Raw genomic sequence first — 14395 nt, 5'->3', positions numbered from 1 at the left:
GACCAGGATCATTCGTTCGATCTCAGCCGACGGGCGGGTCACCGGCGTCAGCAAGCCTCGTCACAGCCCATCTGAGTTGGCGTTCCCTGATGCGCAGGTTGATACGGTCCGACGCAAGGCGCCCGGGCGTGGAGAGCGCGTCGCGCTGCGACTGGAGGAGTCTGCGCGGCGCGCGGGCGATCACAGCCAACGACCCGAGCGCGTAGCCCTGAATGTGGCGAATGCTCACGCCCGCATAGAAATGGATGTGGGGCTCGCCCGTCACCAGCGGATTACCTGCAAAGCGCAGGTCGGCCACCGCGTCCTCAACGACCAATACGTCGTCCTGCGTACAACGTGATACTGATCTGATGGGGGAAATCGCTTCTGCTTCGGTCGAACAGCATACCGGTATTGAGCAGGTGAACCAGGCCGTCATGCAGATGGACGAGGTGACGCAGCAGAACGCGGCGCTTGTTGAGGAAGCCTCCTCAGCTGCGCAGTCGATGGCGGCGCAGTCAGGCACCCTGCGCGAACTTGTTTCGACGTTTCGTTTGCTCGCCCACGTCGTCGGCCTCGCAAGCCTGCCGGAACGAACGACGGTCGCAGCGAGCCGCCCTATGCTGAAGACCAGGAAGACCGCCCAGCGCAGGACCGACGCACCCATTGTGTCCGGCGATAGCAACCCGGCCTGGCAGTCCTTCTAGCCGCGCCTTGGGTCTCGCAGCGAAGCGGCGCCAAGCGCGTTGAATACCGACGCGAGGTCGTCGGCGCTTTCGGTATTGTGCTTCCAGCCTTCGTCGTGCGACGCCAGGATCCTCAGTGACGACGTTGCCACGAGCGAACATCGGCCCGCGCCTTCACCGCGCACGTGCGGCAAGGCGCGCAATCATCCGGTCAGCCATCGCGCGGTCGATGACTTCGAATGAGCGGCTCGCGCGCTCATAGGCGTACATGTCGCCGGTCGCGATGTCGAACCACCAGCCGCTTAATACCAGTGCCCCAGAAGTGACCTGCTGATGGACTATCGGGTATGTCATCAGATGCTCGAGCTGCACAAGCACATTGAGTTGCGACAATTGATCGTGCGTTTTCAACGTCCCATTGAGCGGACCTTCGTTTTCGAGGCGAAACGCTGCGTTGTTGGCGTGGAACAGCCATCTATCGAGATTGGGCGCTTTCAGCTTGGCGTTGTGTGCATATACGGCTTTCATCGCACCGCACTCGGAATGCCCGCATACAACGATATTCGCGACCTTCAGCACCAGCACTGCGTACTCGATTGCGCTTGCCTCGGAAAGGTCGCCGGTAGAGTTTCCTTCCAAAGTTGCCGGTGGTATCAGATTGCCGACATTGCGCATCGTAAACAGATCGCCCGGATGGGTCGAGACGAGCAGGTCCGGCACAACCCGGCTGTCCGAGCACGTAATGAAGAGCGCATCGGGTGTCTGCGCAAGCGCCAGTTTGCTGAACTGCGTCGCATATTGCGGCAGCATCTTCTCGCGAAATTCGACGATGCCCATTATCAGTTTGCGCATGGCTTGCCTCCGGAAGGGCTACTTAATAGTTATTTGTCGTCGAGACCGCCGAACCTCCAAGCCCTTGCGAGTCGGGGATGCGGGCCAACGCCAGGTCCTCCGGGAATGGATGATGCCTTTCGATCGCGCGGTCGATCAGCATTAGCTCGACGCGCAATGCTTCATGACGATGCTCCGGCAGACACTGGATGAGATTCTCTATCGCCGCGCGCAGACGCCGTGCGATTTGAATGCTGCTCGCGCCATACTGGCGTATCTCGCGGAAACTGATATGCACGAAATTTTCCCAATTTGGCGTTCGCAAGATCACGCGAACCCGCCCGGAACGATCCTCAATCTCTTCGACGCGCAAAGACCGTTTGCCAACCACGCGTAATAGTCGGTGCAACTGATCGATCGCAAGCACCGCAGTGGTCGGATCGTTAATCGCCGCCGACAGCGCTTTTAGCGCGATATCGACCAGGATGCGAAACGCGAACATAGGGTCCTGCTCCATCGTGCGCTCCGTCCCGAAAGCGACGAGTGTGCGCAGCTTGTTTTCGTCGATTGCGCCGAAGTTTCCATACAAATGAAACAAGGGTTCGTCCACCGCGACGAAATCACCGACTTGCGGCACGAATTGAATCACTACGTCAGCGCGCCGTGCCTTGGCCACCAGTCTTTCCACATTCACAGCGAGAACGATGCCAGGCTTTCCGCGCTGACAAACAATGCGATCGGGTGCGCCTCGCTCTTTATGAAGTTCCGGCGCGACGACCACGCCCGTAGACGGAAGGCGGTAAACGCTCTCAATAACGGCGATTCCTTGCTCTCCCACGCGAGCCACGAGGCTGACGGGGCGCAGAAATTTTGCCGCGTAGTCAATCAGGAAAAGAAAAGCGACGAGCGAAGCAAATCCGAATAGCGCTGCAATGAAGACTTGCATCTGGAGTACCTGATTCTCACCCATCCAGCCGGCCGTTCTATTGGCGAACAGCAGTGTGAAAACAAATAACCCCGAAATGCTACGGATGACATTATCGCGCAGCAACGTCGTCGCGATAATTCGTGGGGTGTACTGCCCCCCGGCGACCTGGATTGCGACGAGCAGCGAACCAAACGTGAATACCAGGAACGCCAGGTCTGCGGAAACGATGTCGCCGAGCAGCGACCGTGCACCCGTCATGGACAGTCCAAGAAGGCTGGTTTTCGCGTCAAGGGTCCCTTGCCTGGTCATCCATCTTCCGATCATTTCAGCCACAGGCTTCACCACGGCATAGATTGCGATCGCAATGAGCGGCACAGTCCACAGCGAAGACCTCAGGTAGCTCTTCAAGCTGTACCAGCGATTCCAGTCCATGTCTGTTCTCTCTCTACACGGTTCATATCGCGGTGTGGCCTAAGGTATCCGCGGTGCGTCAGCCAGCATGCAATGGAGGCTTGCTGAGCGGTCGCGCACGGGGCTCAGATCAGTCGAACCCCGGCGCGAAGCAGGTTACGGACACGTGAACCTTCCCGATGCAATAAAACACTCGAACTTCAGAGTGGTCAATGAGACCTTGGTCCTGGACATCCAGATTCCAGAATGGCGCCTCGATGGGCTCTTCCGTCCGATTATTTCTCGGCGCGAACACGGCTCTTCTGGAAAACGCCGCAACGGCGCACTAATATGGTTTGAGGAACCAGTTGCAGACTGCAGAGGTCCTGATGAAAAAATCGGAAAGGCGGGTTGCGATCGCATTGGTCGGCGTCGCTTTATGGCTGAGCGGTCTTTATACGACTATCGTCGGCTTGCTCTACGATCGCCCGGCGGAGTTTCGCTACGGCGTACTCGCGATTTTTTTCGGTGTCGCAATCGCGGTGATTGCGCTTAACCTGATATCCATTCCAGGCCTGTCGAGCAGGAAGAAGCCAATCTCGCGCTAGCGGGTACGCCTGGAAGGTCCCTCTTGTTGTTCTGAAGAACACTCAACGCCGGCGGTCCCTGTAGCTGCGCATCGCAACTCGCGACCGCAAATTGATGCGGTACCCCGATGACACGGAAGTCAATGAGCGTGTTTAATACGCGTTATTGGTTCCGACCTGGAGTCCGCATGTCGATGTATGTTCTCGCATTGCTGATTGGCGTTGTGGCAGGGCTTCGCACGATGACTGCACCCACCGCCGTCAGTTGGGCGGCGTACCTCGGCTGGTTGCAGTTGCAGGAGACACCGCTCGCATTTCTCGGCTTCGCTGCCACACCCTACATTTTCACGGTGCTGGCCATTGCGGAGTTCATCGTCGATCAGTTGCCCAATACCGCCAGCCGCACCGTGCCGATACAGTTCGGCGCGCGTCTCGCGTCGGGCGGACTGAGCGGCGCGGCAATCGGCGCGGCGCACGGCGGTTGGGTCGGCAGCGTGATTGCTGGACTGGTTGGCGCAGTGATCGGCACATTGGGCGGCGCGAGAGCACGGGGGGCCATGGCGCGTGCGTTTGGCCGCGACCGGCAGGCGGCGCTGGTCGAAGACGCAGTGGCGGTGGTCGCTGCCGCGTTGATCGTAATGGCTGTGCAGTGACCGGACCGGGAGCGGCGTAGTGCCTTGCTCGAACGATATCGGAACTTTTCGCCACTTACCCCGGCGTATCTGACAGGAGACCTCTCATGTGCCGCTGGCTCGCTTATTCCGGCAACCCGATTCAGCTTGAAACGGTGATGTTCAACGCCAAGCATTCTCTGATCGATCAGAGCCTGAATTCGCGGCTCGGTCACACGACCACCAATGGTGACGGCTTTGGGATCGGCTGGTACGGACATCCGACCGACATACCTTTTCGCTACCGCTGCATTCAGCCCGCATGGAGCGACCGCAATCTGCGCGAAGCGGCGCGAGCGGTCCGCGCGCCGCTATTCGTCGCCCACATCCGGGCGGCGACCGACACGCCGTCGCAGGAAACCAACTGTCATCCGTTCCGTCATGGCCGCTGGCTGTTCGCGCACAACGGGCTCGTGCGGAATTATCCGGCGGTGCGTCGCGACCTGATGATCGCGATTTCGCCCGAACTGTTCCCTTCCATCGAAGGCTCGACCGACTCCGAAGTGCTGTTCTTCCTCGCGCTCACGTTCGGTCTGGAACTGGAACCCGTTACGGCTCTCGAGAGGATGGTTGGGTTCGTCGAAGAAACGGGGCGCCGCCACGGTGTCGCCGAACCGTTGAACATGACCGTCTGCGCAACCGATGGCGAGCAGATCGTCGCTGCGCGCTACTCGAGCGAAAGGCAATCGCGCTCGTTGTTTCACAACACGTCGTTCCGCCACCTGCACCAGTTGTATCCCGACGATACGCGCATCGCGATGGCCGGGCAGGATGCGTTTCTGGTTGTTTCGGAACCGCTCGCCGATTTGCCGGGGTGGTGGCAAGAGATTCCGGAGAGCACCGCGGTAGTGGCGCGCGGCGGCGAGATCGAGCGCTTTGCATTCGAGCCTCGCGGCGCCGCCGGTTAAGCCCGCGATTTGCATGGTCGGGCGTTAATACCCCTTGGTATACAGCGACAGATGGTTACTCACCGAGGTTACGCCCGGCACGTTCATCGCCACTGTCGCGGCCTGCTCGATCTGAGCACCGTCGGGCACGCTGCCCGATAAGGTCACGACACCGCCGCGCGCCTTGACGAATACGTTCGATACGTTGAAGTGGGGCGCTTTAGACAACGCTTTGCGAACGTCGCGGGCCAGCTTCTTGTCGGACTGTGCCGTAGTGCCTGAGCTTGCACCTGAAGCTGACGTCGTCGGCATGGTGTTGCTGGTTTGCGCGTAGACGTTCGACGCCAGCGTCAGACATCCGGCGAAGAGAAGCCGACTCATGACGTGAAGTGTTTTCATGATTGCATCTCCAGGCGGTTTTAATTGACTCTGAATCAAAGATAGCCAACGTTTCACTCCGAATAAAGCCGTCCGTACGGGTCGCGGCCAAACCTGACTTGAAGTTCTCGCGCCATTGAGGAGTGAGCGAAAGCGGCAGCGCTTAGCTAAGCGGGTACAACACACTCAGGCATAACGCACCTTGATGGCCGGGCACGACGGAGGACGATCGTCAAACAACGCGGGGCGTGGCCATGATTCATCGACTAAACCAGCGATACTGGAGCGTCAACGAAATGGAGGTGAAGTCTCCGCCAGCCCTTGTGACGAGTCCGTGCGAGAAGGCCAACTTGGTCGACCAGCCTCGTGCAATGGGCACGGAGAACGTCATGCCGTACCGCATATTGGCCGATCGATCGTCGGCGTCGACACCGTTCGTCGTGGTTCGGCCGCCTGCTGCGTAGCCGATATCGCCCGCGATCCAGAGGCCGGGGCGAAAACCGTAGCCCACGTGCAACTGAAAAATCATCAACGGCGCCTGGCTGCGCTGCTTTCCACGGAAGAAGTCATTGTTAGCCGTGAAGAACCACGCACCGGCGGAACCGTCCATGAACCAGTTTCCGAATGGCTGCGAGATGCCCACTTCCGGCTTGAATGCCCATCGGTTCGCGCCAATGTTGACGAGCCTCGAATCCACATATTGCCCGGACGGCGCAATGACCGTCAGGCTGGTGCCAAGTGACGTAGTCGACTCCGGCTTCGTGAAGGCCTCGGGCGGCAACGGTGGATTACCGAAGACGTTGTAAGCGAAGCGAAGTCGCATGTCTCCAATGCCGCTTCGATGTACTTCGGTGGGCGCGTCGATCACATTGCCGCTGACGTTGCCGCGCGTGAACGGCACCCCGACTCCGAACGAGGCTGTGTGACCGAGCAGATCGAAGGTCCTGACGTAGCCGAGCGTCAGCAGGTTGAATTGGGCCTGCACACCCGTAATCGGTAAAGACGAGTCCGTCAGTACATCGCCGGAAAGATGCGAGTATGTTGCGACCAGGAAATTGGTGCCTACAGGCGAAGGAGAATACGAGCGAGGTTCCAGTTCCTGTGAACACGCTGGGGCGTTGGCCAGTAGAGTGCCGAATGCACTTGCACACGCAAGCGCCCAACGGCACCAGATACGCGTCATCGTCGGCCTGAATGGACGGTCGAGCGCAGCGCGCGACCGCGCCCGAAAATGAACCGGAGTTGGCAAATCCAGCGTAACCGCTGGCAGATCCACCGGTAATACGACCTTGGTCTGATTACAGGAGTCGTCCAGCGGTGCGACCATGAACAGACGCCGTTCAAGATGAGCGTGGACTACGCTGTGCATTGGCCGTTAACGCGAGGCCGCTTGCTCATGCGCTCCTCCAGAACATTGCGGTCGCGCATCCATAACAAGTACTGCAAAAACGCTTGATCAACGCGCAGATTCTTCGGGGACGCGAGAGATAAAAGCACGCCAGGAGCCGGCGATGAGCATGCTGTCATGGTTGCTGAACCGCCACCGTCACGACGACCGAAGCGATCACCAGCAGATGGAGCCAATGTTGGAGCGCGTCGTCGGAATGAGCCCGCCATTACGTCTCGCGCGGAATTATGAGGCGCGTCTATTGCCCGCGTTGACTGAAGCCGTGCGCTACATCGAGCGGCTCACTGCGGAAGTTCCCGCTGCGCACGAGGCGACTGCTGCCGCATGGTCCAGCGACCCGTGCATTCATGCCTTTTTTACGACACCGCAGGACGTATGTGCTGCATTGAGTCAATCGGAACAGTTACGGAGTTACTTCGCGGAACATGCGGAATCGCTCGAGGCATTCGCGGTGTTGGGAATGGCCATGCATCAGAGGCAGGTGTTCGGCGTTGCACAGCACGGCATAGCCACCCGATCGGATGTCGCTCAAACTACCGTCAGTTTCAGCGATCATCAGGTGCGCGTATGCGGCGCAACCGATGCAGACCTTCGTCAACAGATCGTGCTGCGGCTGCTCGACCAGTTGATGTTGCAAGCCCTGCAAAAAATCGAAGCCGACGAATCGCGGCGCAATGCCCTTCAAGAAGAGCGCGCACTGTTGAGAGCACGCCTCGTGCTATTGGAGCGGCAAGCCGCTGGCGTGCAGTCCATGCTGGGAAGCAAAGCGCCGCCGAGCGTCGCCGAGATGGCGAGTGCCCAGGCGCAACTTGACCGGAACGAACAGGAACTGGCGCAGCTCGGTCTCAAGACGGAGACGATCGAGCGTGGACTGGGTCTGATATGCGAAGTACTGTCTTCGCCGGAGCCATACCTATGCGTGCAACAGAAAAAGCTGCGACTGGACCCGATGAATATCGTGGCCGACGGAACGGATGGAACGGATGGAACGGGCGGGCGGGAGGCGAACGAGGTCGAGTTCACGATCGTGCAACTGCCTGAGTCCGCCGACCTGACCCGTGCGTTCGCATTGCTGCGCTTCAAACGCAGTGATCTTCTCCCTGAACGGGATATGTTTGGAGAGGCGGGGCGGCTGCTGATCTGAGTCTGGGACGCGCGTGACCCATTCATAGCGGATGAGTCATTGCGCTGAGTGCCGCTCGACATAGTCATCGACGGCACTCCCCACGGTCGGATGGAACTGCGCATCGCCGAGCACATCGGACATTTCGAAACGTCTGAGCTTGTCTCGCACAGGGTCCTTCATCTCGGCGAAGTGCAACGAAATATCGCGCTCGTCCAGCGTTCGTATCAGTTCTCTGAGCATGTCTGCCGAAGTCACGTCGATGCTGGTCACAGGTTCAGCAGCCACTATGATTGTGCGCACGGGCGTTGGAGACGTATCGACGGCTTCCAGCAGGCATTCCTGAAAAAGCTCGGCATTGGCGAAAAACAATGGCGCGTCCCAGCGGAATAAAAGCAGTCCCGGAATCCGCATGGCATGCGGATAGCGCTCGATGTCATGGTAGCCGCGAAGGTGTTCCACACGTCCGAGAATGGCGTAGTGGGGGCGCCAGCCGTCCCACAGGAACTCTATGACTGCGATCACGATTGCGATGCAGATACCGGGAATCGCGCCGAAGACGGCAACGCCCACGAAGCAGACAATAGAAAGCCAGAACTCCCATTGCTGGATTCGAAAGATGCGGCCGAGGTCCGCAAATTCGAACAGGCCGAGGGCTGCCGCAATGACAACGGCGGCGAGCGCGCTATTGGGCAGGTAGCGCATCAGATTCGGTGCGGCGATCAGAAGAATCGCTACCGCCACCGCGCCGACAACACCCGTCACCTGTGTTCTCGCGCCCGCTGCTTCGGCCACGGGTGTTCGCGAAGAACTGCTGCTGATCGGAAAGCCCTGAAAAAAGCCAGCCGCTAAATTGGCCGCTCCTAAGCCGACCATCTCCTGGTTGGGATCCACGCGTGTATGAAATCGCGCAGCGAAGGTCCGTGACAGCACGCTGGTATCCGCAAATGAAATCAGGGCGACCGCACAGCCGCCGAGCAGGATCTTGATGGGATCGGCGTCGCCGATCGATGGCAACGCGAATGAGGGGAGACCTTGTGGGATCTTGCCGAGTACTTTGACGCCGCGGCTGTCCAGATCGAAAACGATAACGCTCAGCGTCGCGACAACGACGGCGATAAGAATGCCCGGCACTTTATCGAAGCGTTTTAGCAACAGTATCAGTGCGAGGCTTCCCGCACCGACCGCGAAGCTGTACCAGTTGGTTTTGCCGTCGGCGATGGCGGCGCCAAGCGAGAGCAGATCGCGCAAGGGTCCGCGATCGTCGAAGGAAATGGCAAAGAGTTTGGGTAGCTGGCTGATCAGGACAGTCAGCGCAATGCCGTTCATGTAGCCGTATCGAATCGGCTTGGAGAGCAGTTCCGTGATGAAGCCGAGGCGGAGGAGTCCCATCACGATACAAAAGAGTCCAGAGACGATCGCCATCATGCTGGCTGTCGCGATCGCGCGCGACGGATCGCTGCCGGCGGTCGCGATGACGACGGCAAGAATCGGCGCGGCCAGCGCGGAGTCGGGACCGAGAACCAGAATCCGGCTGGGGCCGAAGACGGCATAAGCCAGCAACGGAACGATCGTCGCGTAGAGACCGTAGACGCCAGGCACGCCGGACGCCTCGGCATACGCGATACCCACGGGTACCAGCATCGTGGTGAGCACCAGTCCCGCTGCCAGATCGTTAGGTAGCCAGTTGAGCCGATACGTCTGAAGCATCGTCAGACCGGGCAGCCAACGCAACCATCGCCGCGCGGGCGCCGCAGTCTGTCCACCTTCGGGAACAGGATGGTCGGGTTGCATTTGTCGGATGGTTGGGGCGAAAGAGTCGCGATATTGAGTGTCGCACTGCCATTTCCGCATGAAGGATAGGTGAGTCAGTCGGGTACGGTGTATGAGACCATGGTCCAATACTTTTCGTGGCAGGCAGCGGCACCTCGCCCGCGAGCGGATAATCGCGATGGACACCTCGACGCTCGATGTCGCGTGATCGCCCGTAAAACTCAACATCGCTCGGCTCGAATTGCAAACTCGCCGCACTCGTGGACCCGGCTCATTTACTTGACGGCATCCCGACGTTTCGCAGCACCGGCAACCTCATACCGGTTCCGAGCTCCGAGCGCCGCTTTTAAATAGATCGCGACATTAAGCAAAAATGCGCCCAGAATGAGGAGGTGAGCGGCCTCTTCGTGGCCGCCGAAACGGGGGAGCAAAATGGCAAAAGGTCAACTGCGTAGTAACCGCGAGGCGAAAAAGCCGAAACAGCCGAAGAAGTCACCATCACCCGGAACGGATCTGTTCAGGACGCCTGTCTCGAAGGCGTCCGTACCGAGTGCGGTAGCAAAGAAAAAGTAACGACACGCGCACGTGACGGGCAGCCGCTTTGCCCCATGTGTGTGCGTATTTCAACAAGGTGTACGAGAGCCAGCTAGAAGCAGCGTCGCTGCGATTCCACGTGCACCTTCTTCTGTTTTGGCGAGTCACGATCAGCAGAATTGTCATCGCTGATTCGTCGCTCCATCCAGGCGACCCACGTCACCGCCGGCAACCGGCATCTCCAGCGCGCAGCCCGTCGCGTGTTTTATCAATGAAAGGATGGTCCGATGAAACTTCGCGTGGGCTATGAGCTGGTCTATGAGTGCGCACAGCCGACACCGATGATGTTGATGCTGAACACACATTTTTCGCACGCTCAGGACGTGTTGTCCGCCGATCTTCTGGTCGTAAATCCGCCAGTGGCCATTACGCAGTATCGCGATAGCTTCGGCAATCTGTGCAGTCGCCTTGTTGCACCTCAAGGGTCGATCTCGCTTTCGACGAGCGCGCTACTCAACGTCTCCGATCAGCCGGAGACGCGCGGTCCCTTTGACTATCAACATGCCGTCGAAGCGCTCCCGGACGAGTGCCTCGCGTTTTTGCTCGGCAGCCGCTATTGCGAAACGGATCTGCTTTCCGACATTGCGTGGAAACTATTCTCCGGCACGCCACCCGGCGGTGCGCGGGTTCAGGCGATTTGCGACTACGTGCACCGCCATATCGAATTCGGCTACGAATTCGCGCGCCCGACCAAAACTGCGTTCGATGCATGGCAGGAACGCAAGGGCGTCTGTCGCGATTTCGCCCATCTCGCTGTGGCGCTGTGCCGTGCAATGAATATTCCGGCACGCTACTGCACCGGCTATATCAGCGATGTCGGCGTGCCGCCGCCCTGGAGTGCAATGGATTTTGCGGCCTGGTTTGAAGCGTATGTCGGCGGCTCGTGGCAAACCTTCGATCCGCGCAATAACGTGCCACGTATCGGTCGTGTGCTGATGGCGCGTGGCCGCGATGCCGCCGACGTGGCAATTAGCAACACGTTCGGCCCGACGACACTCATCAAATTCGACGTTCACTGCGCAGCGGAATGACTACAGGCGGTTCCGGCCGAGTCTGGGGCGAGGCGGTCGACACACGTTCGACACATGCTCGGCGCCTCGCGGTGACATGGGTCGCCGGCCGAGTTAGTTGCCCCGATAAATATCACAAGACAAGCCAACAATACAAAGGCCACCGTCTCGCCCTCTGCCGCTTGCGGTGGAGCCACCGGGTTGCGGCCCGAGAGCGTCGTACCCGGTCGTCGCTGCCGTAGGTTGCGACATTGCGGGTTGCGACATGGTCGTACCTGATCCCTGGCTGTTCTGGACAGGCTGGCCAGTTTGCGAATACGCGAGACCCGACGCAGCGGAGATTACCGTGGCAACCAGCATTGAAGATAACGAAACTTTCATTTTGAACCTCAGTTTGAAGCACGATCCGGTATAGATCGGTAGGATCACGAATCGAACCGTGTAGGTTGAACTACATACCTTCTTTTGACCCCTTTGTGCCGCAATTGCCTATTGCGTGTCGATTGTTAGAACGGGCAGCGTCGCGGCTGAACTCCTAATGCTCCGCTTGCTGCTGGCCATAAGTCGACTCCCAACCACCGCCGAGTACCTTGCAGAGCGTGATGAGATTAGTGGCGGCGTTCGCTTTGCTGTGTTCAAGATTACTCTGTGCGTCGAGCAACTGCTTTTGCACGTTGAGCACGTCGAGAAAATCGACGGCCCCTGCTTTGTAACGTTGCCGTGCGATCGAAAGCGCGCTTTGATTCAGGCTGACCACTTGTTTGAGCCGATCGTTTCGGCGCTGTTCGGCGTCGTACACGACTAGCGCATCGTCCACCTCGCGCCAGGCCTGCAGCACCGTGCGCTTGTAGACGATAGCGGCTTCCTGCTGTTGCGCCTCGCGCAAGTGCAGTGTTCCCTTCAGGCGGCCGCCCTCGAAGATTGGGAGCGTTATTGACGGCCCAATCACGAATTGGCCGGACGCCCAGTCTGCGAGAGTAGAAAGCTGAAGGCTCTGAAATCCCGCGCTGCCATTGAGCGATATGCGCGGATAGAAGTCTGCCTTCGCCATACCGATAGTCGCGGTCGCGGCGTGCAACTGGGCCTCGGCTCTCCTGATGTCCGGCCTGCGTTGCACCACTTCCGATGGGAACCCGATAGGTACCTGACGAGGCAACGCGGGAACATCACCGGCCTCGCTGAGCATTTGCTGTAGTCCACCCGGTTGCATTCCCAGCAACACGCCAATTGCATTGATCGTTGTTTCGCGGCTCGCCTCGAGAGTCGGAATGAGGCTCTCTATAGACTCTGCCTGCGCGGAAGCGTTGGCCACGTCCAGATTCGTAGTGACGCCTTCACGTACCCGCGTCTCCGTGAGCTTCGTGGCATCGCGGGCGATCGCAAGGTTCTGCTTTGCTATTTCCAGCAGAGCCTGAGTGTCGCGCAACTGAACATAGTCTCGCGCCAGTTCTGCGCGTGCAGACAGCAGCACGGCATTCCGGTCCTGATATGACGCCTCGCTCATCGCGGTGGCGGCCTCCACGCCACGCCTTACTCGCCCCCAGAAATCAAGTTCCCACGACGCGTCGAAGCCGAACTGATAAAGGTCGTACGCCGGCGAGCCTTTGTCTCCAGGCAACGCTGCCACGCCGGTCGGCGAAGCACCGGAAGCAGACTGGGTTTGTGCTCCCGTGGGAGTGACGCCGAGCAACGACAGAATGCCGTTCATGCTGCCGCGCTCGCGGTTATACGAGGCGGCGCCATTGAGGCTGGGATATTCGTCGGCGCCCACAATGCGTCGCTCCGCCCGGCTTTGCAGCAGGCGAGCGGACGCCGCCGCTACATCGAGGTTCGCATCGCCCAGACGTTCTTCCAGCGAATTCAGCGTGGGATCGTTGAGGAGCTTCCACCAGTCGGAGTTGAATTCCGATTCGACCGCGCGGCTCACTGCTTGTGCGGACTGTGTTCGATTGAACACATCAGGTGCACCGGCCTCTGGGCGCTCGAAGTTGGGCCCGACCAGACACCCGCTTAGCGCAAAGCACACCAACACAGCCAATGCCGGTGTACGGACGGAAAACTCGCACGCGTTCATTTGAGGTCCGCCTCCTTGATCGACACATCGGCGGGCTTGCCGACAGCGACTTCAGTTTCGACAGAAAGCCCGACGCTCAATGCAGATGCCGCTTGCTGACCCGGGTCGATGCTGATTTTGACCGGCACGCGCTGCACCACTTTCGTGAAATTGCCGGTCGCGTTGTCGGGCGCGATAGGCGCAAAACTGACGCCGGTAGCAGGCGCAAGACTGTCGATATGACCTCGAATAACGACGCCCGGAAAACTGTCGACCTTAATGCGCACTGTAGCTCCCGGGCGCATTCTTGCAAGCTGGTTCTCCTGAAAGTTCGCGACGACATACGCATCCGTAAGCGGCACGATGGCGAGAAGCGGGGCACCCGGCGTAATGAATGCGCCAACGCGTGCCGAACGTCTTCCGACCTTTCCGTCTATGGGCGCACGAATCTCCGTATAGGAGAGGTTCAGCTTCGCCTGCTCCAGAGTGGCCTGCGCATGCGCGACGGCGCCGGCTGCTTTATCGCGCTGGGTACGCAGCACGTCGAGGTTTTGCTGGGTGGCGACGAGTACCGCGCGATCGCGCGACTGTTGTGCGAGTTGCTCGGCCAGCGCGCTCGATGCACGCTGTTGTTCCTGCGTCGTCCCCGCGCCGGTTTCGGACAGATTGCGGTAGCGCGATGCATTTGCTTGCGCAAACTCGATGGCTGCTTCGTCCGACCGAAGCGTCGCGCGGCCCTGATCGACGAGCGACGGATGCCGCGCAATCTCTGCGTCGTAGTTCGCAACGGAGGCTTTCGCGGCGGCCACGTCAGCCTCGGCGCTCATGAGCGCCGCCCGGAAGTCGCGGTCGTCGATACGCGCGAGCAGTTGGCCGGCCTTTACGTGCTGGTTATCTGCCACCGGCACGTCAGACAACTGGCCTGCGATGCGCGACGCCACCAGAGTGAAATCGGCGGTGACATATGCGTCGTTGGTCGACTCGCTGCCGGGCTCCGCCCACAGCCATATGCAAACCAGTACAACGACGCAGGGAACCACCACATACGCGGCGAGACGAAGCGTTTTCAAAGGGAGTCGGAAGACAGTTGACATATA

Annotated in this window: 13 protein-coding genes and 1 pseudogene; 6 read left to right on the top strand and 8 right to left on the bottom strand. The window is 59.5% G+C overall.

Features of this window, described 5'->3' with window-relative positions; genetic code table 11:
* Window positions 1–22: 22 nt before the first annotated feature.
* On the bottom strand, window positions 23–316 hold the full coding sequence (locus BCA01S_RS34340; protein WP_027775544.1) for a GAF domain-containing protein: 294 nt from the start codon (window positions 314–316) through the stop codon (window positions 23–25).
* A gap of 13 nt (window positions 317–329) precedes the next feature.
* Here BCA01S_RS34340 and BCA01S_RS34335 point away from each other — a divergent pair.
* Window positions 330–686 (top strand): annotated as a pseudogene (locus tag BCA01S_RS34335) (methyl-accepting chemotaxis protein); the annotation flags it as partial.
* A gap of 153 nt (window positions 687–839) precedes the next feature.
* Here BCA01S_RS34335 and BCA01S_RS02365 read toward each other — a convergent pair.
* On the bottom strand, window positions 840–1517 hold the full coding sequence (locus tag BCA01S_RS02365) for a carbonic anhydrase (protein ID WP_027775542.1): 678 nt from the start codon (window positions 1515–1517) through the stop codon (window positions 840–842).
* A 22-nt stretch (window positions 1518–1539) separates the two neighbouring features.
* The gene (locus BCA01S_RS02360) at window positions 1540–2856 is read right to left on the bottom strand and encodes a DUF2254 domain-containing protein (protein WP_027775541.1); all 1317 of its coding nucleotides are present in this window, start codon (window positions 2854–2856) and stop codon (window positions 1540–1542) included.
* A 347-nt stretch (window positions 2857–3203) separates the two neighbouring features.
* On the opposite strand from BCA01S_RS02360, the gene BCA01S_RS34330 reads away from it, so the two are divergent.
* The 3 genes from BCA01S_RS34330 to BCA01S_RS02345 all read left to right on the top strand — a co-directional run bounded on the left by BCA01S_RS34330 (window position 3204) and on the right by BCA01S_RS02345 (window position 4980).
* Complete coding sequence (locus BCA01S_RS34330) at window positions 3204–3422, top strand: DUF2964 family protein (protein WP_042317790.1); 219 nt, start codon at window positions 3204–3206, stop codon at window positions 3420–3422.
* Between the two features lie 167 nt (window positions 3423–3589).
* A complete protein-coding gene (locus tag BCA01S_RS02350) occupies window positions 3590–4054 on the top strand; it encodes a DUF4126 family protein (RefSeq protein WP_027775540.1) in 465 nt (154 codons plus the stop codon).
* Window positions 4055–4140: 86 nt separating this feature from the next.
* Complete coding sequence (locus tag BCA01S_RS02345; protein ID WP_027775539.1) at window positions 4141–4980, top strand: class II glutamine amidotransferase; 840 nt, start codon at window positions 4141–4143, stop codon at window positions 4978–4980.
* Between the two features lie 24 nt (window positions 4981–5004).
* Here BCA01S_RS02345 and BCA01S_RS02340 read toward each other — a convergent pair whose 3' ends face one another.
* Window positions 5005–5358, bottom strand: coding sequence for a BON domain-containing protein (locus tag BCA01S_RS02340; RefSeq protein WP_027775538.1), 354 nt, complete (start codon window positions 5356–5358; stop codon window positions 5005–5007).
* 238 nt (window positions 5359–5596) lie between these two features.
* Complete coding sequence (locus BCA01S_RS02335) at window positions 5597–6664, bottom strand: transporter (RefSeq protein ID WP_244145920.1); 1068 nt, start codon at window positions 6662–6664, stop codon at window positions 5597–5599.
* Window positions 6665–7226: 562 nt separating this feature from the next.
* On the opposite strand from BCA01S_RS02335, the gene BCA01S_RS38865 reads away from it, so the two are divergent.
* Entirely contained in the window at window positions 7227–7889 is a 663-nt protein-coding gene (locus tag BCA01S_RS38865; RefSeq protein ID WP_244145921.1) for a hypothetical protein, read from the top strand.
* Between the two features lie 36 nt (window positions 7890–7925).
* Here the strand turns inward: BCA01S_RS38865 and BCA01S_RS02325 are convergent, their stop codons facing one another.
* Window positions 7926–9662 (bottom strand): SulP family inorganic anion transporter, encoded by a 1737-nt coding sequence (locus BCA01S_RS02325; protein ID WP_027775535.1) that lies wholly within the window; start codon window positions 9660–9662, stop codon window positions 7926–7928.
* An 800-nt stretch (window positions 9663–10462) separates the two neighbouring features.
* On the opposite strand from BCA01S_RS02325, the gene BCA01S_RS02320 reads away from it, so the two are divergent.
* On the top strand, window positions 10463–11266 hold the full coding sequence (locus BCA01S_RS02320; protein WP_027775534.1) for a transglutaminase-like domain-containing protein: 804 nt from the start codon (window positions 10463–10465) through the stop codon (window positions 11264–11266).
* A gap of 514 nt (window positions 11267–11780) precedes the next feature.
* On the opposite strand, the gene BCA01S_RS02310 is transcribed toward BCA01S_RS02320, so the two are convergent.
* Complete coding sequence (locus tag BCA01S_RS02310; RefSeq protein WP_027775533.1) at window positions 11781–13319, bottom strand: efflux transporter outer membrane subunit; 1539 nt, start codon at window positions 13317–13319, stop codon at window positions 11781–11783.
* Complete coding sequence (locus tag BCA01S_RS02305; RefSeq protein ID WP_027775532.1) at window positions 13316–14392, bottom strand: HlyD family secretion protein; 1077 nt, start codon at window positions 14390–14392, stop codon at window positions 13316–13318. The genes BCA01S_RS02310 and BCA01S_RS02305 overlap by 4 nt, the downstream gene beginning before the upstream one ends.
* Between the last annotated feature and the right edge of the window lie 3 nt (window positions 14393–14395).

The organism is Paraburkholderia caledonica NBRC 102488 (assembly GCF_000685095.1).
Lineage (GTDB): Bacteria > Pseudomonadota > Gammaproteobacteria > Burkholderiales > Burkholderiaceae > Paraburkholderia > Paraburkholderia caledonica.
The sequence above is the reverse complement of the archived record's forward strand: the minus strand, read 5'-3'. Positions and strand labels throughout refer to the sequence as shown.

Coding starts and splice junctions, on each gene's coding strand:
- BCA01S_RS02365 (WP_027775542.1), bottom strand. CDS start 1,517: ATGCGCAAACTGATAATGGGCATCGTCGAATTTCGCGAGAAGATGCTG.
- BCA01S_RS02360 (WP_027775541.1), bottom strand. CDS start 2,856: ATGGACTGGAATCGCTGGTACAGCTTGAAGAGCTACCTGAGGTCTTCG.
- BCA01S_RS34330 (WP_042317790.1), top strand. CDS start 3,204: ATGAAAAAATCGGAAAGGCGGGTTGCGATCGCATTGGTCGGCGTCGCT.
- BCA01S_RS02350 (WP_027775540.1), top strand. CDS start 3,590: ATGTCGATGTATGTTCTCGCATTGCTGATTGGCGTTGTGGCAGGGCTT.
- BCA01S_RS02345 (WP_027775539.1), top strand. CDS start 4,141: ATGTGCCGCTGGCTCGCTTATTCCGGCAACCCGATTCAGCTTGAAACG.
- BCA01S_RS02340 (WP_027775538.1), bottom strand. CDS start 5,358: ATGAAAACACTTCACGTCATGAGTCGGCTTCTCTTCGCCGGATGTCTG.
- BCA01S_RS02335 (WP_244145920.1), bottom strand. CDS start 6,664: ATGGTCGCACCGCTGGACGACTCCTGTAATCAGACCAAGGTCGTATTA.
- BCA01S_RS02325 (WP_027775535.1), bottom strand. CDS start 9,662: ATGCAACCCGACCATCCTGTTCCCGAAGGTGGACAGACTGCGGCGCCC.
- BCA01S_RS02320 (WP_027775534.1), top strand. CDS start 10,463: ATGAAACTTCGCGTGGGCTATGAGCTGGTCTATGAGTGCGCACAGCCG.
- BCA01S_RS02310 (WP_027775533.1), bottom strand. CDS start 13,319: ATGAACGCGTGCGAGTTTTCCGTCCGTACACCGGCATTGGCTGTGTTG.
- BCA01S_RS02305 (WP_027775532.1), bottom strand. CDS start 14,392: ATGTCAACTGTCTTCCGACTCCCTTTGAAAACGCTTCGTCTCGCCGCG.